This window comes from Roseococcus microcysteis, from assembly GCF_014764365.1.
GTDB lineage: Bacteria > Pseudomonadota > Alphaproteobacteria > Acetobacterales > Acetobacteraceae > Roseococcus > Roseococcus microcysteis.
Genome location: NZ_CP061718.1, coordinates 3,203,741 through 3,221,481 on the forward strand (window position 1 = coordinate 3,203,741; position 17,741 = coordinate 3,221,481).

The 17,741-nt window shown below is 69.8% G+C and carries 19 protein-coding genes; 6 read left to right on the plus strand and 13 right to left on the minus strand.

Features of this window, described 5'->3' with window-relative positions; translation table 11 throughout:
* A complete protein-coding gene (locus tag ICW72_RS15430; protein ID WP_191083524.1) occupies positions 1-696 on the plus strand; it encodes a DUF1194 domain-containing protein in 696 nt (231 codons plus the stop codon).
* Here ICW72_RS15430 and ICW72_RS15435 read toward each other — a convergent pair whose 3' ends face one another.
* The 3 genes from ICW72_RS15435 to hemF all read right to left on the minus strand — a co-directional run bounded on the left by ICW72_RS15435 (position 697) and on the right by hemF (position 3,445).
* Positions 697-1,314 carry a protein-tyrosine phosphatase family protein gene (locus tag ICW72_RS15435; protein WP_223880627.1) on the minus strand — a complete coding sequence of 206 codons (618 nt, stop codon included), beginning with the start codon at positions 1,312-1,314 and terminating at the stop codon, positions 697-699.
* Between the two features lie 25 nt (positions 1,315-1,339).
* Positions 1,340-2,329, minus strand: coding sequence for a Bug family tripartite tricarboxylate transporter substrate binding protein (locus ICW72_RS15440; RefSeq protein WP_191083526.1), 990 nt, complete (start codon positions 2,327-2,329; stop codon positions 1,340-1,342).
* 237 nt (positions 2,330-2,566) lie between these two features.
* Positions 2,567-3,445 carry an oxygen-dependent coproporphyrinogen oxidase gene (gene hemF / locus ICW72_RS15445; protein WP_408639213.1) on the minus strand — a complete coding sequence of 293 codons (879 nt, stop codon included), beginning with the start codon at positions 3,443-3,445 and terminating at the stop codon, positions 2,567-2,569.
* 190 nt (positions 3,446-3,635) lie between these two features.
* Here hemF and petA point away from each other — a divergent pair, with 190 nt between their 5' ends.
* The 3 genes from petA to ICW72_RS15460 all read left to right on the plus strand — a co-directional run bounded on the left by petA (position 3,636) and on the right by ICW72_RS15460 (position 6,325).
* Entirely contained in the window at positions 3,636-4,211 is a 576-nt protein-coding gene (petA, locus tag ICW72_RS15450; RefSeq protein WP_191083528.1) for a ubiquinol-cytochrome c reductase iron-sulfur subunit, read from the plus strand.
* 64 nt (positions 4,212-4,275) lie between these two features.
* Positions 4,276-5,562, plus strand: coding sequence for a cytochrome b (locus ICW72_RS15455; RefSeq protein ID WP_191083529.1), 1,287 nt, complete (start codon positions 4,276-4,278; stop codon positions 5,560-5,562).
* Positions 5,563-5,566: 4 nt separating this feature from the next.
* Positions 5,567-6,325: a cytochrome c1 gene (locus ICW72_RS15460; RefSeq protein WP_191083530.1), complete on the plus strand. Its 759-nt coding sequence runs from the start codon at positions 5,567-5,569 to the stop codon at positions 6,323-6,325.
* Between the two features lie 20 nt (positions 6,326-6,345).
* On the opposite strand, the gene ICW72_RS15465 is transcribed toward ICW72_RS15460, so the two are convergent.
* The 7 genes from ICW72_RS15465 to groES form a co-directional block, all read right to left on the minus strand.
* A complete protein-coding gene (locus tag ICW72_RS15465; RefSeq protein WP_191083531.1) occupies positions 6,346-7,503 on the minus strand; it encodes an amidohydrolase family protein in 1,158 nt (385 codons plus the stop codon).
* Positions 7,500-8,129 carry a hypothetical protein gene (locus tag ICW72_RS15470; protein WP_191083532.1) on the minus strand — a complete coding sequence of 210 codons (630 nt, stop codon included), beginning with the start codon at positions 8,127-8,129 and terminating at the stop codon, positions 7,500-7,502. The genes ICW72_RS15465 and ICW72_RS15470 overlap by 4 nt, the downstream gene beginning before the upstream one ends.
* 41 nt (positions 8,130-8,170) lie before the next feature.
* The gene (locus tag ICW72_RS15475) at positions 8,171-9,109 is read right to left on the minus strand and encodes a threonine dehydratase (RefSeq protein WP_191083533.1); all 939 of its coding nucleotides are present in this window, start codon (positions 9,107-9,109) and stop codon (positions 8,171-8,173) included.
* 100 nt (positions 9,110-9,209) lie between these two features.
* The gene (locus tag ICW72_RS15480) at positions 9,210-9,413 is read right to left on the minus strand and encodes a cold-shock protein (protein ID WP_184382485.1); all 204 of its coding nucleotides are present in this window, start codon (positions 9,411-9,413) and stop codon (positions 9,210-9,212) included.
* A gap of 286 nt (positions 9,414-9,699) precedes the next feature.
* Positions 9,700-11,379 carry a methyl-accepting chemotaxis protein gene (locus ICW72_RS15485; RefSeq protein ID WP_191083534.1) on the minus strand — a complete coding sequence of 560 codons (1,680 nt, stop codon included), beginning with the start codon at positions 11,377-11,379 and terminating at the stop codon, positions 9,700-9,702.
* A gap of 201 nt (positions 11,380-11,580) precedes the next feature.
* On the minus strand, positions 11,581-13,218 hold the full coding sequence (gene groL, locus ICW72_RS15490) for a chaperonin GroEL (RefSeq protein ID WP_191083535.1): 1,638 nt from the start codon (positions 13,216-13,218) through the stop codon (positions 11,581-11,583).
* A 44-nt stretch (positions 13,219-13,262) separates the two neighbouring features.
* Positions 13,263-13,577 (minus strand): co-chaperone GroES, encoded by a 315-nt coding sequence (groES, locus tag ICW72_RS15495; RefSeq protein ID WP_184382490.1) that lies wholly within the window; start codon positions 13,575-13,577, stop codon positions 13,263-13,265.
* Between the two features lie 314 nt (positions 13,578-13,891).
* On the opposite strand from groES, the gene ICW72_RS15500 reads away from it, so the two are divergent.
* On the plus strand, positions 13,892-14,164 hold the full coding sequence (locus tag ICW72_RS15500; protein WP_191083536.1) for an usg protein: 273 nt from the start codon (positions 13,892-13,894) through the stop codon (positions 14,162-14,164).
* A 60-nt stretch (positions 14,165-14,224) separates the two neighbouring features.
* On the opposite strand, the gene acdA is transcribed toward ICW72_RS15500, so the two are convergent.
* The 3 genes from acdA to ICW72_RS15515 are packed head-to-tail and all read right to left on the minus strand — an operon-like array spanning position 14,225 to position 16,696.
* On the minus strand, positions 14,225-15,451 hold the full coding sequence (gene acdA / locus ICW72_RS15505) for a 3-sulfinopropanoyl-CoA desulfinase (RefSeq protein WP_191083537.1): 1,227 nt from the start codon (positions 15,449-15,451) through the stop codon (positions 14,225-14,227).
* Between the two features lie 32 nt (positions 15,452-15,483).
* A complete protein-coding gene (locus tag ICW72_RS15510; protein WP_191083538.1) occupies positions 15,484-16,134 on the minus strand; it encodes a DUF533 domain-containing protein in 651 nt (216 codons plus the stop codon).
* Position 16,135: 1 nt separating this feature from the next.
* Entirely contained in the window at positions 16,136-16,696 is a 561-nt protein-coding gene (locus ICW72_RS15515; RefSeq protein ID WP_191083539.1) for a NifU family protein, read from the minus strand.
* A 195-nt stretch (positions 16,697-16,891) separates the two neighbouring features.
* Between ICW72_RS15515 and ICW72_RS15520 the strand changes: the two genes are divergently transcribed.
* Positions 16,892-17,635: a hypothetical protein gene (locus ICW72_RS15520; RefSeq protein WP_191083540.1), complete on the plus strand. Its 744-nt coding sequence runs from the start codon at positions 16,892-16,894 to the stop codon at positions 17,633-17,635.
* Positions 17,636-17,741: the final 106 nt, after the last annotated feature.

Genomic DNA, 17,741 nt, shown 5'->3' on the forward strand with positions numbered 1-17,741 from the left:
ATGCGCCGCCGCACCATCATTCTCGCAACCGCACTCGCGGCCCCCTTCCTCCAGACCTCGCGCCGCGCCGTGGCCGAGGATTCGGTGGATGTGCTGCTGGTGCTGGCCGTGGACGTCTCACGCTCCATCAACGAGGAGCAGGCGGCGCTGCAACGGCGCGGCTATGTGGACGCCATGACCGACCCGGCGGTGATGGAGGCCATCCATCGCGGCATGCTGGGCGCCATCGGCGTGGTCTATATGGAATGGTCCGGGCGCGATTATCAGCGCGTGATCGTGCCCTGGACGCGCATCGCCTCGCCCGAGGCCGCGCAGGGATGGGTGGAGGAATTGCAGCAGCACCCGCCGCGCCCGGTGGGCTGGACCTCCGTCTCGGGCGCCATAGACGTCTCGCGCGAATTGCTGCGGACGGCGCCCTGGCACGGCATGCGCCGCGTGGTGGATGTCTCGGGCGATGGCATGAACAATTCCGGCCGCCCCAGCGCGGAGGCGCGCGACGAGGCGGTGGCCGAGGGCATCATCATCAACGGCCTGCCGATCCTGGACAATGTGCCGGAGATCCCGGGTCAACTGCCGCTCGACGAATACTACCGGCGCAACGTCTCGGGCGGGCCCGGCGCCTTCGTGATCGCGGCGGAGAACATGGGCAGCTTCGCCCAGGCCGTCCGCCGCAAGATCATCCTGGAGATCGCGTAGCTACTCCCGCCGCAGCACCTTGTCCGTGAACCAGGACGCCACGGCGCGCGGGCGGAAGCGGGCGCGGAGCGCCACCTCGTCGTAATCCTGCGCGAGCCAGGTCTCGAAATCGCGGCCCCGCGCCTCGGCCTCGGCGTATTCCGCGAAGAAGGCGTCGAGTATGCCCGTCTTGGCCGCGGCGAAATGCCCGTGCCGCAGGGAAAGCTCCGCCGCCGCCCGCGCCGCGCCATGGCCCTGCAACAGCCGCCACACGCCCGCCGCCAGCCCCGCGCGGTCGGCGCCGGACTTGCAATGGATCAGGATGGGCTCGGGCAGGGTGCGGTAGAGGTGGATCAGCCTTTGCAGCCGGTCCTTGTGCGGCGCGCCGCGGCTTTCCAGCGGCTGGTCGGCATGGACGAGGCCCAAGGCCGGCGCCGCCTCCCGGCTCAGATGGTCGGAGCCACAGGCGGCGCGGTGGCCGCGCAAATTGATGACGCTGGCGATGCCGTGCCGCCGCGCGGCGGCCGCCAATTGCCAGGGCAGGGGGTGGTTGGACCGGTAGAGCCGGCCGCTCTCCACCACCCCCCAATTGCGCCACGCGACGCGCAGCACCGCGTGGTCCACGAAAAGGGCGTTCATCCAGCGGGACATGCCCGCCCCTATACTACCCCAGGCGCGCGCCGGTAATCCGCGCCATCTCCTCCCACATCGGGCGCTCGCGCCGGGCGCGTTCCCACACGCCATCGGGCGTGGAGGCCATGGCGCGGCCGCCGGCGCGGATGAAGCGCTCCTGGATGGCGGGGTCATTGTGGATTTCCTGCATGAGCTGGTTGGCCCGCTGCAGGATGGGCGCCGGCACGCCGGCCGGGAAGGCATAGGCGCACCAGGAGGCGACCACGAAGTTCTCGATGCCCGCCTCGGCCATGGTGGGGGTGTCGGGCAGGGCGGGGTGGCGCTCCGCGCTCGTCACCGCCAGCGCCCGCATGCGGCCATCGGCGATGACGGGCACATAGCTCGCCAGGTTGTCGATGGCGAAGTTCACATCGCCCTGGAGCATGGCCGGGATGGTCTGCGCCGCGCCCCGGAAGGGCACATGCGTGGCGTCGAGTTGATGGCGGTTGGCAAACAGCGCGCCCGAGAGGTGCGGGCTGGTGCCCACGCCGGGCGAGCCATAGGCCACGCCCTGCCGCCGCGCCCGCGCCCATTCGATGAACTCGCGCGGGTTGCGGGCCGGCACATGCTGGCTGGGCACGGCGAAGACATTGGGCAGTTCCCAATGCATGGAGATGGGCTGGAGTTCCGTGTCCGGATTGAAGGGCATCCGGTCATACAGGAACATGTGGATGGCCCAGACGGTCAGCGTCAGCGGGCCCATGGTGTAGCCATCGGGCGTGGATTTCGCGATGGCGTCGGCGCCGATATTGCCCGCGGCACCCGAACGGTTCTCGACGGCGAAGGGCTGGCCCGTGATGGCCTGCATGCGCTCGGCCACGATGCGCGCCAGCACGTCGGTGCTGCCGCCCGGCGGCCAGGGGACGATGACGCGGACGGGGCGGTTGGGCCAGGGGGATTGCGCGATGGCGGGCGAGGCGAGCGGGCTGAGAAGGCCAGCCGCGAGCAGTGTGCGCCGCGCGGGACGGATGATGTTGGTCATGGCGTTTTCTCCCTTTTGATGGGGCGAAGATGGGGCATGGATCGCGCTCCGGCAATCCGCCGTTCATCTTTTGGTGCCATAGGAATGCCATTGAGACGGCCCGAAGCGGCCTCATCCCTGGCCCATGAGGGGCCATGCGCGCCCGAGCCCCCGCCATGTTCCAAGCCCTGATCCGTCGCCTCTCCCGCTGGTTCGGCTACCGCCCCGAACGCCGCTACATGCGCGGAAGAGGCTGACCTACCAGGCCGCCTCCGGCGGCAGGGACATCAGGATCGCCTCCACATTCCCGCCCGTCTTCAGGCCGAAGATGGTGCCGCGGTCGTGCAGCAGGTTGAATTCCACGTAGCGGCCGCGGCGCAGCAGCTGGTGCTGGCGTTCGGCCTCCGTCCAGCTCTCATGCATGCGCCGGCGGACGATGGCGGGGTAGGATTCGAGGAAGGCCAGGCCCACATCCTTGGTGAAGGCGAAGTCCGCCTCGATGCCCTTGCCCGGCGTGCGGTCGCCCAGCCAGTCGTAGAAGATGCCGCCCAGGCCGCGCGTCTCGCCCCGGTGCGGCAGGAAGAAGTATTCCTCGCACCATTGCTTGAAGCGCGGGTAGTAGGTCGGGTCGTGCCTGTCGCAGGCGCGCTGGTAGGCGGCGTGGAAGAAGGCCGCGTCCTCCAGGCTTTCGGCGCTTTCCTTGTCCATGGGCGTGATGTCGCCGCCACCGCCGAACCAGGCCTTGGTGGTGCAGATGAAGCGCGTGTTCATGTGCGCCGTCGCGGCCCGGGGTGAGCGGGGGTGCGCCACCAGCGAGATGCCGGTGGCGAGGAAGCGCGGATCCTCCTCCGCGCCCGGGATCTGCTTGCGGAATTCCGGGCTGAACTCACCGAAGACGGTCGAGACGTTCACGCCCACCTTCTCGAACACCCGCCCGCGCATCAGCCCCATGGTGCCGCCGCCGCCCTCGGCGCGCTGCCAGGGCGTGTAGGTGAAGCGGCCCGCGGGCAGCCCGGCATGCGGCCCTTCGGCCAGTTCCTCCTCGATCGCCTCGAACTCGGCACAGATGCGGTCGCGCAAGGTTTCGAACCAGGCGCGGGCCGGTTCGGCGAAAGGGTGGGTCACGTGGCTGCTCATGGTCATGGTCTGTGAATGAATACCCTGCAAATCACGGCCTTGCCCATGGCTGATGAGGTGGACAGGGCAGGGTTGGGCGCCTATTAGCCCAGGCGAAGGTCGGGGTTGCGCGCCAAGGTTTGGCCGCCAAATCCCATCATGCAAGGCCCAGCCCCGATGCGGGCAAGGCGCAGAGTTGAGATGGAGTGTCATGGCACAGACTTCGGCACCCAGCGGTGCGACGACCCATTCCCCCGCCGGGGCTCCGGCCGAGGCCGTCACCAAGCGTGACTTCCTGAAGCTGACCACGACGGCCTTCGCCGTGGTCGGCGTCGGCGCGCTCGCCTGGCCGTTCATTTCCTCCCTCGCCCCGGGTGGCGACGTGCTGGCGCTGGCCAGCACCGATGTGGACCTGGCGCCCATCGCGGAAGGCCAGGCCGTCACCGTGATGTGGCGCGGCAAGCCCGTCTTCGTGCGCCACCGCACGGCCGCCGAGATCGAGGCCGCCCGCGCCGAGCCGCTGGCCGGCCTGAAGGACCCCGCCTCCGACGACAGCCGCGTGCAACAGGCGCCCTGGCTGGTGGTGGTGGGCATCTGCACCCATCTCGGCTGCGTGCCGCTCGGCCAGCGGCCGACCGATGCGCGTGGCGATTTCGGCGGCTGGTTCTGCCCCTGCCACGGCAGCCACTATGACACTTCGGGAAGGATTCGGCGCGGCCCCGCGCCGACCAATCTTGAAGTTCCCAGCTACACCTTCACCTCCGACACCGCGATCCGCATCGGCTGACGGCCCCTGGGCGGCGGGTATGGTCCCGTTCCGCCCGGTCCGTCCCCATTAGAGGACGAGCAAGATGGCCATCGGCCTGCACGACAGTTCGTTCAAGAACCCCGTGGTGCGCTGGATCGACCAGCGCATGCCGGTGTTCACCATGATCCAGAAGGAGTACGGGACGTTCCCCACGCCCCGTAACTTCAACTACTTCTGGAACTTCGGTGCGCTGGCCATGATCAACCTGATGATCATGATCGCCACGGGCGTGTTCTTGGCGATGCATTACACCGCCCATGTGGATCACGCCTTCGAGAGCGTCGAGCGCATCATGCGCGACGTGCATTTCGGCTGGCTGATCCGCTATGCCCACATGAACGGCGCCCACCTGTTCTTCGCGGTGGTGTTCATCCACATCTGGCGCGGCATGTACTACGGCTCCTACAAGGCGCCGCGGGAACTGCTCTGGATCCTGGGCGTGATCATCTTCCTGCTGATGATGGCGACCGCGTTCATGGGCTACGTGCTCCCCTGGGGCCAGATGTCCTTCTGGGGCGCCACCGTCATCACCAACCTGTTCAGCGCCATCCCGCTGATCGGGCCGGAGATCGTGACCTATCTGTGGGGCGGCTTCAGCGTGGACAACCCGACGCTCAACCGCTTCTTCAGCCTGCACTTCCTGCTGCCCTTCGTGATCACGGGCGTGGTCTTCCTGCACGTGGCCGCGCTGCACATCACGGGTTCCAACAACCCGCTGGGCATCGAGCCCAAGGGCCCGCAGGACACGCTGCCCTTCCACCCGTACTACACGGCCAAGGACAGCGTCGGCATCGTGGTCTACCTGGCGGTCTTCGCCTTCCTGATCTTCTTCATGCCGAACTACCTGGGCCATGCCGACAACTACATCCCGGCCAACCCGCTGGTGACGCCCGCGCATATCGTGCCGGAATGGTACTTCCTGCCCTTCTACGCCATCCTGCGTGCGGTGCCGGACAAGCTCGGCGGCGTGATCCTGATGTTCGGCGCCATCGCGGTGCTGTTCGTGCTGCCCTGGCTCGACACCTCGCCGGTGCGCTCCATGCGGTTCCGCCCGATCGCGCGCATCGCCTTCCTGCTCTGGACCGTGAACTTCATGGTGCTGACCTGGGTGGGCGCCAAGCCGGCCGAGGGGCACTACGTCCTCATCGCCCAGATCGGCACGATGATCTACTTCGCGTATTTCCTGGTGGTGCTGCCGGCGCTGGGGCGCCTGGAACGGCCCCTGCCGCTGCCCGAGAGCATCGCGCGCGCGGTGCTCGGCCCCAAGGCGCAGCTCGGCGGTGGCCCCGTCCCGGGCGGCGCCACAGCCCAGCCGATGGAGAAGGCCTGATCCCATGCGTATCGTAAAGGCTCTCGCCGTCGCCCTCTCGCTCTCGTTCGCCGGCCCCGCGCTGGCGGCCGAGGCGCCGCCGCCGCCCGACGCCCGCTTCGGCTTCGCCGGGCTGTTCGGCACCTTCGACCGCGGCGCGCTGCAGCGCGGCTTCCAGGTCTACAAGGAGGTCTGCTCCGCCTGCCACAGCATGCGGCTGCTCTCCTACCGCAACCTGCTCGACATCGGCCTGACCGATGAGCAGGTGCGCGCCATCGCGGCCGAATACCAGATCACGGACGGCCCGAACGAGGATGGCGAGATGTTCGAGCGGCCCGGCCGCCTCTCGGACCGCTTCCGCCGCCCCTTCCCCAATGAGCAGGCGGCGCGCGCCGCCAACAACGGCGCCTATCCGGTGGACCTTTCGGTCATCACCAAGGCGCGCGCCGGCGGGGCGAACTACATCCACGCCCTGCTGACCGGCTATGTGGACCCGCCGGCCGGCGTCGAGGTGATGCCTGGCATGAACTACAATGCCTGGTTCCCCGGCCACCAGATCGCGATGCCCAATGTGCTCAACCCGGGCCAGCTGGAGTTCGCGGATGGCACGGAAGCCACCGTCGAGCAGATGTCGCGCGACGTGACCACCTTCCTCGCCTGGGCGGCCGAGCCCGAGATGGAGCGCCGGCGCCAGATGGGCGTGAAAGTGCTGATCTTCCTGGCGATCCTGGGCGGTTTGGTCTACGCCACCAAGCGCAAGGTCTGGGCTGACGTGAAGCACTGAGGCCGGTTGGAGGGCTGGCATCAGCCCTCCTCCAGCACCCCGTTTCGCGCCACGACGCGCCCGCCCGAGACCACCAGGGCGGGCGCTTTGCGTTGGACCACCGCCTCGGCCACCGTCGCGGCCTCGACCACCACCAGGTCGGCGCGGTCGCCCACCGCCAGCCCGTAATCCGCGAAGCCGCAGCCCCGCGCGGCCAGGGTGGTCACGGCGTCCAGCGCCCATTCCACCTCCGCATCCCGCCGCAGCTCGTATTTGAGGCCGACCATGGCGGCGCGGGCGAGCATGTCCGGGGCGTTGTAGGGGCTCCAGGTGTCCCGGATGTTGTCATTGCCGGCGAAGAGGGTGACGCCCAGCTCCCGCGCCCGCCGCAGCGGCGGCACGGCGCGCGAGGGGGGTGCCGAGGTGCAGAGCGCCACGCCCGCTTCGGCCAGCAGAGCCAACAGCGCATCGGCCCGCGCCGCCGCCACATCGCCCAGGGCGAAGCCATGGCTGATGACGACACGGCCCGCCATGCCCAGGGCCTTCGCGCGCTCCGCGATCAGCTCCATGCTGAAGGCGCCGAGTTCGCCCGCCTCGTGTAGATGGATGTCCACCGGCTTGCCGTGCCGCTCCGCGAGGCGAAAGACGATGTCCAGATGCCGCACCGGGTCGCGGTCAATGAGCGAGGGGTCGAGGCCGCCCACCGCGTCGCACCCCATCCGCAGGGCCTCGTCCAGCCGCTCCTCCACCCCCGGCGTCCGCAGGATGCCCGATTGCGGGAAGGCGACGAGCTGGATCTCCAGCACGTCGCGCATCGCCGCGCGCAGCCCCAGCAGCGCCTCGACATGGGTGAGGCGGCTTTCCTCATCCACATCCACATGGCTGCGCAGCCGGGTGGTGCCCGCGGCGATGTGCGCCTCGGCCAGGGCGCGGCCCTCGCGCGCCGCCTCCATGCCGATGGCGCGACGGGTGCGCTTCTCATTCTCGATGCGGTCGGTGAGCAGGGGGCCGACCTCGTTCACCCACCAGGGCCGGCCCCAGAGCGTCTTGTCCAAGTGGCAGTGCCCTTCCACCAGGCCGGGCAGCAGCAGGGGGGCGGGGCCGGGGGCGGTGCTGGGGGTGAAGCCGGTGATGCGGCCCTCGGCCACATGCACATCCACGGGCGGGCCGCCCAGGGGGCGGAGGTGGCGCAGGATCATGCCGCATTCCCCCCCGGCACGAAGTCCATGGCGCCATTGCCGGAGCCATCTGTCGTGCCCATCAGCGACCAGTTGGTGGCGTCGCGCCGCAGATATTCCGCGAGCGTCCCCGGCAGGGTGTGCTTGGCATTGAGCCGCGGGAAGAGGGGATGCGCCTCGTCCTCGCAGGCGAGCTGATAGACCAGGACGATGAATTCCGAGCAGTAGACATGCTTCACCACCCCCTGGTGGTTCTGCAGCCGCGTGCGGTACTTCGCCAGCCGCCCGCGCGCATTGGCGCTGAAATGGGAACGGGCGCTCCAGCTCTTGAACAGCACGCGGGCCAGGCCGTAGCGCGCGCTCTCGGAGATCTCGCGGGCGATGACCTCGAGCTTCATGCACAGCTCGGGCGAGATGTTGGCCGGCCGGAACACCATGGAGACCTGCGTCCAGGCGATGGTGGACACCACCCCCTCCGCGCTGGTGGCGTGGAAGATCTGCGTGGCGGCCGGCCTCTGCCCGTCCTCATTGGCGCGCTGGTTCAGGACGCGGTTCCGCCCCGCCTCGGCCAGCGCGATGCCCGCATGGCCCGGCCCGGCCCCGCCATCGGTCACGAGGATGTCTCCGGCCAGGAGGGGGGAGGGCATGGTCGTGCTCCTTCGTCACGGTCGCGGCGGGAGAGGGGGCTTTATCCCAGCACCCACTCCCGGAACAGGTCGAGGTCTATGTTGCCGCCACACAGGATGGTGGCGACGCGCTTGCCGGCCATCCGCGTCCGTTCCTGCATCAGCGCGGCCAGGGGCGCGGCGCCGGCGCCCTCGGCCAGGTTGTGCGTGTCGGTCCAATAGGCGCGGATGGCGTCGCGCACCTCGTCATCCGTCACGGTCACGATGCGGGCTGCGCCGTTGAGGATGATCTCCAGCGCGCCGGGGTCGGGGATGCGGGTGGCCATGCCATCGGCGCGCGTCACGGCCTGGGGCGTCTCCACCACGCGGCCGGCGGCGAAGCTTTGCGCATAGGCATCCGCGCCGGTGCTCTGCACGCCGATGATCTCGGTGGAAAGCCCCAGCAGGTCGCGCGCCAGGATGCAGCCGCAGATGCCCGAACCAAGCCCCACTGGCACATAGAGCGCCTCCAGCCCCGGCACAGCCCGCAGCAATTCCAGCGCATAGGTGGCCACGCCCTTCACCAGGGGCGGCGCGAAGGAGGGCGCGAAATCCAGCCCGTGTTCCGCCGCATGGGCGGCCGCGAAGGCGCGGGCGGCGTCGAAATCCGCGCCATGCTCGATCAGCCTCGCACCCTGCGCCCGCATGGCCGCGTTCTTCTCCACGCTGTTGCCGTGCGGCACCACGATGGTGACGGGAATGCCCGCCTTCGCCCCCGCATAGGCCAGCGACTGCCCGTGATTGCCGCGCGTGGCGGACACCACGCCCCTGGAGCGCAGCCCGTCGAAATACACGATCCCGCCGCGGACCTTGAAGGCGCCGGTGGGGGTGTGGTTCTCGTGCTTCACCCAGACCTCGCAGCCGGTGCGTGTCGCCAACAGAGGCCAGGCATATTGCGGGGTGGCGGGGAAATGGCGCCGGATCAGCGCCTGGGCGGCTTCGAGTTCGGTCAGGGTGAACATGGCGCCAAGCCTGCGCCGGTGCCTCCAAAAACGCAAAAGGGGCGGCGGGATGTCCCGCCGCCCCTCGCTGCCGTGGCCGGCCAAAGCCGGCCGGGCTTTGTCAGCCGACCTTCAGGTTGACGGCCGACACGCGGCCGCGCTCCTCGACGGCGTCAAAGCCGATGGACTGACCGTCCTTCAGACCCTGGAGGCCAGCGGCCTGCACGGCGGTGATGTGGACGAAAATATCCTGGCCGCCGCCGGCCGGGGCGATGAAGCCGTAGCCCTTGGTGGCGTTGAACCATTTCACGGTGCCCTGGGCCATCGTGATTCTCCTGAGTAGCAATCCGGGAGGGGAGTATCCCATCCCGGGCGCTTCAGGCTCACCGGACTTCACGTGGGGAACGTCCGGCGGCACTCCTGGGAGCATCGGTGGGCGGGCACGGCAAGGCGATTGGCAAGCACTGGAAGCGCCCGGGGATAGGCGCAGATATGCCGCCCCCTGTCAAAGGAAACCGGGCCCCATGGCCCGGAATTCCGAAGACTTGCCCCGCCGCGTTGATTGGCGGCGGGGCGGGTCAATCGGGGGGCGCGGCTGCGCGCCCCACCCGTCAGGCCGCGCGGATATCGGCCAGGAAGCGGTCCACCTGGCCGCGCATCCGCTCGGACTGCTGGGCCAGCTCGGACGAGGCGCCCTTCAGATCCTGCGCGGCGAGGCCCGTGCGCTCCGCGCCCTCCTTCACATTGGCGGCGCTGCGCGAGGTCTCCTCGGCCCCCTGCGCCGCCTCGGCCACGGCCCGGCCGATCTCGCGCGTGGCGGCCGCCTGCTCCTCCGACGCGGCCGCGACCTGGGCGGTGGTGGCGTTCAGCTCCTCCACCGTCTTGCCGATGGCGGCGATGGCCTCGACCGAACGCTGCGTCTCGGTCTGCATGGCGGTGATCTGCGCCGCGATCTCCTCGGTGGCCTTGGCGGTCTGGGCGGCCAGGCTCTTCACCTCGCTGGCCACCACGGCGAAGCCCTTGCCGGCCTCACCCGCCCGCGCCGCCTCGATGGTGGCGTTCAGCGCCAGCAGGTTCGTCTGGCCCGCGATGTCGCTGATCAGCCGCACCACGTCGCCGATGCGGTTCGCCGCCTCGGCCAGGCTGCGGACGGTGCCATCGGTCTGCCGCGCCGTCTCGGCCGCGCGGGTGGTGATGGAGGCCGTCTCGCGCACCTGGCGCGCCACCTCGGCGATGGAGCTGGACAGCTCCTCGGTCGAGGCGGCCACGGTCTGCACATTGCCGCTGGTCTGCTGCGAGGCGCTGGCCACGGTGGTGGCCTGGCGGCTGCCTTCCTCGGCGGTCGCGGTCATGCCGTTGGCGGTGGCGGAAAGCTCCGTGGCGGCGCTGCTGACGGCGCGCAGCACATCGGCCGCCTCCGCCTCGAACTCCTTCACCAGCGCGTCCACCCGGGCGGCGCGGGCGGCGCGGCGCTCGGCGGCCTGGACCTGCTCGGCGGCCAGGCGGTCGGCCTCCTGCAGCCCGCCGCGGCAGGTTTCCACGGCGCGGGCCATGGCGCCCAGCTCGTCCTTGTCCTCGGTCTCTTTCAGGGTGAAGGCGTAGTCGCGCTTGGCGAGCTTCTCCATCGCACCCGACAGGTTCAGCAGGCGGCCGGTGATGCTGCGGGTGAGCATGACCGCGATGGCGATGCCGACCAGCAGCGCGATCAGGCCCAACACGATGATGAGGGCGTCGCCGAACCGGCCAGCCGCCTCGACCTCGGCCCCGGCCCGCCGTGCCTCGGTCGAGTTCAGGTTTCGCAGTTCGTCCAGGAGGGAAGTGATGGTGTTGATGCCCGGTCCGCCTTCGCCCGCCAGGGCCCGCACCTGCTCGATGTTGCCCGCCGCATGCGCCTGCAGCAGGCGCTGGTTCAGCGCGAGATGGGCGCGCAGGGCGACCTCCAGCTCCCGGATGATGCGATGCTCCTCGGGGAGGACGATAAGTGGCCGGTACCGGTCGAGCGCGGCGTTCAGCCGTTCGGGCAGGGTCCGCATGGATTCCAGGACCACCCCGAGGCGCGCCGGTTCCGTCACGACGCCGAGGGTCAATTCCCGTCGGCGCAGGGTCAGGGCCAGGTCGTTCAACTCGCCGGCCACATCCAAGGATGGCAGCCAGACCGTGGTCACCTGGCGGGAGGCCGCGTCCATGCGGTTGATGGCCAGCATCGCGCCGGCGGCCAGCAGCAGCAGCAGCGCCAAAAGACCGCCAATGCCTAGGCGCAGCTTGTTGGCGACGGAGAGGTTAGTCAGCATCACGGCGGATCCTTCAGCCCACGCGGTCATTCCGCGCGCCGCCAGCTAACCGCCGGATCGTGAAATCTTCCTTGCACATGGCCGCATATAGAGGGTGAGGCGGCCTTAAAAATCTGACACCTTCGGAACGAAAAAAGGGCGGCCCCCTGCGGGACCGCCCCTCTTGCCGAGGGGGGCCGAAGCCCCCGCCCGTTTCGGACCTCAGAAGTCCATGTCGCCCATGCCGCCGCCGGGGCCGCCCGCGGGGGCCGCCTTCTTCTCCGGACGCTCGGCCACCATGGCTTCCGTGGTGATCAGCAGCGAGGCGACCGAGGCCGCATCCTGCAGCGCCGTGCGCACGACCTTGGTCGGGTCGATGATGCCGGCTTCCACCAGGTTCTTGTACTCGTCCTTCTGGGCGTCGTAGCCGAACTCCCAGGTGTCGTTGCGCAGCGTCTCGCCGGCCACGACCGCGCCGTCCTTGCCGGCATTGGTCGCGATCTGCTTCGCGGGCACCTGGATCGCCTTGCGGACGATCTCGATGCCGACCTGCTCGTCGTTGTTCAGGCCCTTCAGCGAGTGCAGGTTGGTGCTGGCGCGCAGCAGCGCGGTGCCACCACCCGGCACGATGCCTTCCTGCACGGCGGCGCGCGTCGCATGCAGCGCGTCGTCCACGCGGTCCTTGCGCTCCTTCACCTCGACCTCGGTGCTGCCACCGACGCGGATGACGGCCACGCCGCCGGCCAGCTTCGCCAGGCGCTCCTGCAGCTTCTCGCGGTCGTAGTCCGAGGTGGTCTCCTCGATCTGCGCCTTGATCTGCTCGCAGCGGCCCGTGATCTCGTCCTTCGAGCCGGCACCATCCACGATCGTGGTGTTCTCCTTCTCGATGCGGACGGTCTTGGCCTTGCCCAGCATGTTCAGCGTGACGGTCTCGAGCTTGATGCCGAGGTCCTCGCTGATCATCTGGCCGCCGGTCAGGATCGCGATGTCCTCCAGCATCGCCTTGCGGCGATCACCGAAGCCAGGCGCCTTCACGGCCGCGATCTTCAGGCCGCCACGCAGCTTGTTGACCACGAGGGTCGCCAGGGCCTCGCCCTCCACGTCCTCGGCGATGATGACGAGCGGACGGCCGCTCTGCACCACGGCTTCGAGCAGGGGCAGCATCGGCTGCAGCTGCGACAGCTTCTTCTCGAAGATGAGGATGTAGGGGTTGTCCAGCTCGGCGATCATCTTCTCCGCATTCGTGATGAAGTACGGGGAGACATAGCCGCGGTCGAACTGCATGCCCTCGACGACGTCGAGCTCGGTCTGGATGGACTTGGCTTCCTCGACGGTGATGACACCCTCGTTGCCGACCTTCTCCATCGCCTGGGCGATCATCTCGCCGATCTCGGTCTCGCCATTGGCGGAGAGCGTGCCGACCTGCGCCACTTCGGCCGAGGTCGTGATCTTCTTGGTCTTGGCTTCCAGCTCGGCCACGACCTGCAGGACGGCCTTGTCCATGCCGCGCTTCAGGTCCATCGGGTTCATGCCGGCGGCGACCGCCTTGGCACCCTCACGGATCAGCGCCTGCGCCAGCACGGTGGCGGTGGTGGTGCCGTCGCCCGCGAGGTCGTTGGTCTTCGAGGCCACTTCGCGCACCATCTGGGCGCCCATGTTCTCGAACTTGTCGGCCAGCTCGATTTCCTTGGCGACCGTCACACCGTCCTTGGTGATGCGGGGCGCGCCGAAGGACTTGTCGAGGACCACGTTGCGGCCCTTCGGGCCCAGCGTGACCTTGACCGCATCGGCCAGGATGTCGACGCCACGGAGCATCTTGTCGCGCGCCGAAGCGCCGAACTTCACGTCTTTCGCAGCCATGTGATTACCTCATTGGAATTGGGTTGGGGTAGCGGAAGGGAGGCTCAGGCCGCCTTCGCCGCGGGCGTCGCGTTCTCGACGATGCCCATCACGTCGGATTCCTTCATGATCAGCAGCTCCTCGCCGTCGATCTTGACCTCGGTGCCCGACCACTTGCCGAACAGGATGCGGTCACCGGCCTTCACGTCGAGCGGACGGACCTCGCCCTTCTCGTTGATGGTGCCGGCGCCCACGGCCAGGACTTCGCCTTCCTGCGGCTTCTCCTGGGCGGTGTCGGGGATGATGATGCCACCCGCGGTCTTCTCCTGGGCCGTGATGCGGCGGACGAGGACGCGGTCGTGCAAGGGGCGGAACTTCATGGCGGTTCTCTCTCCTGATGGTCTCAGGCATGTGGAACCTCCTCACTTCGAAGGCTGCATCCGGGGCCTTGGCCCTGCGTTAGCAGTCTCCGGCGAGGAGTGCCAACGATCTAGAAGGCCCCATGGCCCGCGTCAAGGGAGATGGCAGCACTCTCGGTGTGATAGTGCTAATGCCTTGTGTGCGCGAGATTTTTCTGGAAATCGCCGCGCGCGCCATGTCACGCTCCGGTCATGGACGGCCCCGATGAGAGGGCCGGCCGGGAGTGAAAGCGCCGGCCTCGCGGATCCGTCCGAACCCAGATGGAGGCCTGTGCATGCTCGACGCGTTGGTTCCCATGGTGAAGATCCCCGACTGGCGGGTCACCACCGCCGAGATCCTCTACCACATGCCCGACCACCCGCATGTCCTGCAGACCTTCATCTGGCAGAAGACCGACCGCGCGCCGGAATTCCCGGAACTGACCCGTTTCCTCGATTTCTGGCGGCGTGAGATCGAGGGCCCGCTGCACTCCGTCCGCGTGGCCAGCGCGGCCTTGATCGAGCCCGCGCATCTGCGCTACGCGAATGGGGTCTTCACCATCCACTGACGCCGGGCGGGTTCCCGCGCCAGTAAGATGGTAAGATCGTAAGATGGTAAGGCGGCGGCCTTATTCGGCCGCCAGCTTCGCCCCCTCGGACATGGCCAGCTTCAGCATCCCGTCGCGCGTCTGCGGCAGCTTGCGGCCCAGGATCTGCTCGGCCACCTGGTTGCGCAGGATCTGCGCCGTGCCGCCCGCGATGGGGAACATGCGCGCATCGCGCACCGCGCGCTCCATCGGGTTGTCGCGGGAATAGCCGGCGGCGCCCCAGACCTGCAGCGCCATGTTGGTCACTTCCACCGCGCTGTCGGCGGCCAGCACCTTGGCCCGGGCGGCCATCAGCCGGTCGGGGAAGCCGTTGGGGCCGGCGCTGGCCGCCGCCTGCCAGATCAGGGCGCGGCTCGCTTCCAGCTTGATGGACATGTCCGCCAGCATCCAGCCCAGGCCCTGGAACTCCGCGATGGGCCGGCCGAATTGCTGGCGCCGCTGCGCGAAGGCCAGCGCATGGTCATAGGCGCCGGCCGCGATACCGAGTGCGGCCGTCGCGGCACCCACGCGCTGGCCGTTATAGGCGTCCATCAGCTTGCCGAAGCCGCGCTTGAATCCACCCGGCGCGCGCAGCACCATCGAATCGGGCACTTCCAGGTCGCGGAAATGCAGCTCCGCCTCCGGCATGCCGCAAAGGCCCATGGAGGGGATGCGCCGCGCGACCACCAGGTTCGCCGGGTCGTTCTCGCCATTGCGGACCACGAGGAAGCCGCCGATCCCCTGCTCCACGCCATCCTCGATGGCGCGCGCGAAGATCAAATGCAGCTTGGACACACCACCACCGGTGATCCAGTGCTTCACCCCGTTGATGATCCAGCGGTCGCCGCGCTTCACCGCGGTGGTGGTCATCTCGGAGGCGGCGGAACCGGCCTCGGGCTCGGTGATGCAGATGGCGGGCTTGTCGCCGGCCAGCACGAGTTCGGCCGCGATCTTCTTCTGCGCCTCGGTGCCATAGGCCATGATGGCGCCGATCGCGCCCATATTGGCCTCGACCGCGATGCGGCCGCAGACGGCGCAGGCCTTGGCGAATTCCTCCACCACCAGCACGGCGTCGAGATAGGAGCCACCGCGCCCGCCCCATTCGCGCGGGATGGTCAGGCCCATGAAGCCGCCCTCGGTCATGCGGCGGACCATGGGCCAGGGGTAGTGGGTGCTGCGGTCGGTCTCGGCCGCCTGGGCGGCGGCTTCCTGCGCCATCTCTCGCGCGGCGGCGCGCAGCTTCTCCTGGTCGGCGTTCAGGCTGAACATGGCAGTTTCTCCCGCGCCGCGCGCGGGCGGCGTCACATGCTTCGCAGCCGCGCCTCGATCGCCTGGCGGGCCGTCGCGTCCAGTTTGAGGGCCGTGCCCAACTGGTCAAGCCAGGCGCGCTCGGGTTCCGTCATGTCGGCGGCGGCGAAGACGGCGGCGGCGTAGACCTGGGCGGCCAGCATGGGGTCGCGCACGGCGCGGCCGAGTTCCTGCGGCGTGGCCGGCCGGTCGAAATCCGCCAGCAGGGCGTCGCGCTCCTGGTCGGTGAAGCCGCCGGCGTTGAGCTGTTCCAGGATGGCCGCGCGTTCGTCGCGGTCCACCACGCCATCGGCCTTGGCGGCGGCGATCATGGCGCGGAGCATCAGCCGGGCCTCGGCGCTTTCGACGCGCATTTCGGGTGCGGGGGGCGGGGCGGGCGCGGCCGTCTCGGGCAGGCGCCGCGCGGGCGCGGCCGGGCGGGGCGCGGCGGGCTTGGCGGCGGAGGGCGCGCGCGGCGCCGGGGCAGGGGCCGCGCCACCCTTGCCCGCCATGGCCGCGGCCGCCGCGGCGGCCAGCGTGCCCAGCGCGCGGCCGATCTGCCGCGTCTGGGTCTGGGTCAGTCCGAAGGGGCCGGGGCGCGCGGCGCGGCGGCGTGGCGGGGACGCGCCCCGCAGCAGCGCCTGCAGCACCCGGCCGAAATTCACCTCAGGCCTCGACCTGTTCCACGGCCAGCACCTCGGGGATGTAATGGCGCAGCATGTTCTCGACGCCATGCTTGAGCGTGGCGCGCGAGGAGGGGCAGCCCGAGCACGCGCCCTGCATCTTCAGCTTCACCACCCCGTCGCGGAAGCCGCGGAAGACGATGTCGCCGCCATCCCCGGCCACGGCGGGGCGCACGCGCTGGTCCAGCAATTCCTTGATCTGCGCCACGGCCTCGGAATCGGCGGGGTCGAAATCCTCGTCCGCGTCCTCGCCCAGGCCGTCCAGCACGGGCAGGCCAGCCAGCATGTGCTCCATCACCGCGCCCAGGATTTGCGGGCGCAGCGCCTGCCATTCCGTGGCATCGGTCTTGGTGATGGTGATGAAGTCCGCACCCAGGAACACACGGGCCACGCCGTCCAGCGCGAAGAGGCGCGCGGCGAGCGGCGAGCGCGAGGCATCCTCGCCCGCCACGAAATCGGCCGTGCCGGCGCTGCCCATGACGTCGCGCCCGGGCAGGAACTTCAGCGTGGCGGGGTTGGGGGTGCTTTCGGTCTCGATGAACATGATGTCCCTGGCGCTCTCTTTCTGGTGAAGCGGCATGGGCCTCGCGGCCGGCGCGCTGCTTTCCGGACGGATGTTGTCCTGTTTGCGCGCGGATGCAAGCACTCCCTTCATGCCCGGCGGGAATGGCCGCCCCCGGAGCGCGGCGGGCTGGCACGCCGGTTGCGTGGGGCGGTGGGCAGACCGAAAGGCCCCCGCATGACGCAGCCCATCCCCGCCCGCGCGCCCATGACCAGCCATGGCGTGCAGATCCCGCGCCCCGCCGAGCCGGGCGGGATGTTCCGCGCCCGGCTGGAGCCGCAGATCTTCCGCAACAGCCCGGCGCAGATCATCCGCACCACCCCCTCCTGGACCCCGCCGGCACGGCCGCCCGCGCCGCCCCCGGCGGCGGCGCAGGCCCTGGTGCAGGCGGCACCGCAAGTCCCGGCGCCGCAAGCCCCGCCGCAGGCCGCTTCCCCACCGGTGCCGGCCGCCGCGTCACCCGCCCCGCCCGCGTCCCCGGCCGCGGTCGCACCCGCCGCCACGCCGGCGGCGGCGGCGCCCCCCGCCGAAACGCCCGCCGCCACCGCGCCCGCCCCCACCGCGCCCGCCGATGGCGGCCCGCCGCTGGGCCCGGACGAATACGCCCCCATCCCCGGCGAGATGACCTTCCGGCAATTTCTCCAGGGGCTGAACCCGCTGCACCATCTGCCCGGGGTGGGCATGATCTACCGGGCGGTGACGGGGGCCGAGATCCATCCCGTCATGCGCGTGCTGGGCGGCGCGGCCTTCGGGCCCATCGGCATGATCACGGCGGCGGTGGGGGCGGCCTTCGAAGCCACCCGCCCGATGGAACGGCTCAGCGCCACATGGGCGGGGCGGCCGGACCCGCACATGCCCGCGCCCGGCTCGGCCGCCGCGCGCGCCGCCGCGGCCTATGCGCGGTTTGGGGAGTCCAGCTAGCGCCTGATCCGCGGAGGCATGCCGGAGCGGTGAATCAGGCGCTTAGACAGGCCTGATCCGCGGAGGCGCATGCCGGAGCGGTGAATCAGTCGCTCAAAACCACCGC

Coding starts and splice junctions, on each gene's coding strand:
- ICW72_RS15440 (WP_191083526.1), bottom strand. CDS start 2,329: ATGACCAACATCATCCGTCCCGCGCGGCGCACACTGCTCGCGGCTGGC.
- ICW72_RS15480 (WP_184382485.1), bottom strand. CDS start 9,413: ATGGCCCAGGGCACCGTGAAATGGTTCAACGCCACCAAGGGCTACGGC.
- ICW72_RS15470 (WP_191083532.1), bottom strand. CDS start 8,129: ATGCCCTCCCCCCTCCTGGCCGGAGACATCCTCGTGACCGATGGCGGG.
- ICW72_RS15465 (WP_191083531.1), bottom strand. CDS start 7,503: ATGATCCTGCGCCACCTCCGCCCCCTGGGCGGCCCGCCCGTGGATGTG.
- groL (WP_191083535.1), bottom strand. CDS start 13,218: ATGGCTGCGAAAGACGTGAAGTTCGGCGCTTCGGCGCGCGACAAGATG.
- ICW72_RS15485 (WP_191083534.1), bottom strand. CDS start 11,379: ATGCTGACTAACCTCTCCGTCGCCAACAAGCTGCGCCTAGGCATTGGC.
- acdA (WP_191083537.1), bottom strand. CDS start 15,451: ATGTTCAGCCTGAACGCCGACCAGGAGAAGCTGCGCGCCGCCGCGCGA.
- ICW72_RS15435 (WP_223880627.1), bottom strand. CDS start 1,314: ATGAACGCCCTTTTCGTGGACCACGCGGTGCTGCGCGTCGCGTGGCGC.
- ICW72_RS15430 (WP_191083524.1), top strand. CDS start 1: ATGCGCCGCCGCACCATCATTCTCGCAACCGCACTCGCGGCCCCCTTC.
- groES (WP_184382490.1), bottom strand. CDS start 13,577: ATGAAGTTCCGCCCCTTGCACGACCGCGTCCTCGTCCGCCGCATCACG.
- ICW72_RS15520 (WP_191083540.1), top strand. CDS start 16,892: ATGACGCAGCCCATCCCCGCCCGCGCGCCCATGACCAGCCATGGCGTG.
- ICW72_RS15455 (WP_191083529.1), top strand. CDS start 4,276: ATGGCCATCGGCCTGCACGACAGTTCGTTCAAGAACCCCGTGGTGCGC.
- ICW72_RS15515 (WP_191083539.1), bottom strand. CDS start 16,696: ATGTTCATCGAGACCGAAAGCACCCCCAACCCCGCCACGCTGAAGTTC.
- petA (WP_191083528.1), top strand. CDS start 3,636: ATGGCACAGACTTCGGCACCCAGCGGTGCGACGACCCATTCCCCCGCC.
- ICW72_RS15500 (WP_191083536.1), top strand. CDS start 13,892: ATGCTCGACGCGTTGGTTCCCATGGTGAAGATCCCCGACTGGCGGGTC.
- ICW72_RS15475 (WP_191083533.1), bottom strand. CDS start 9,109: ATGTTCACCCTGACCGAACTCGAAGCCGCCCAGGCGCTGATCCGGCGC.
- ICW72_RS15460 (WP_191083530.1), top strand. CDS start 5,567: ATGCGTATCGTAAAGGCTCTCGCCGTCGCCCTCTCGCTCTCGTTCGCC.
- hemF (WP_408639213.1), bottom strand. CDS start 3,445: ATGAGCAGCCACGTGACCCACCCTTTCGCCGAACCGGCCCGCGCCTGG.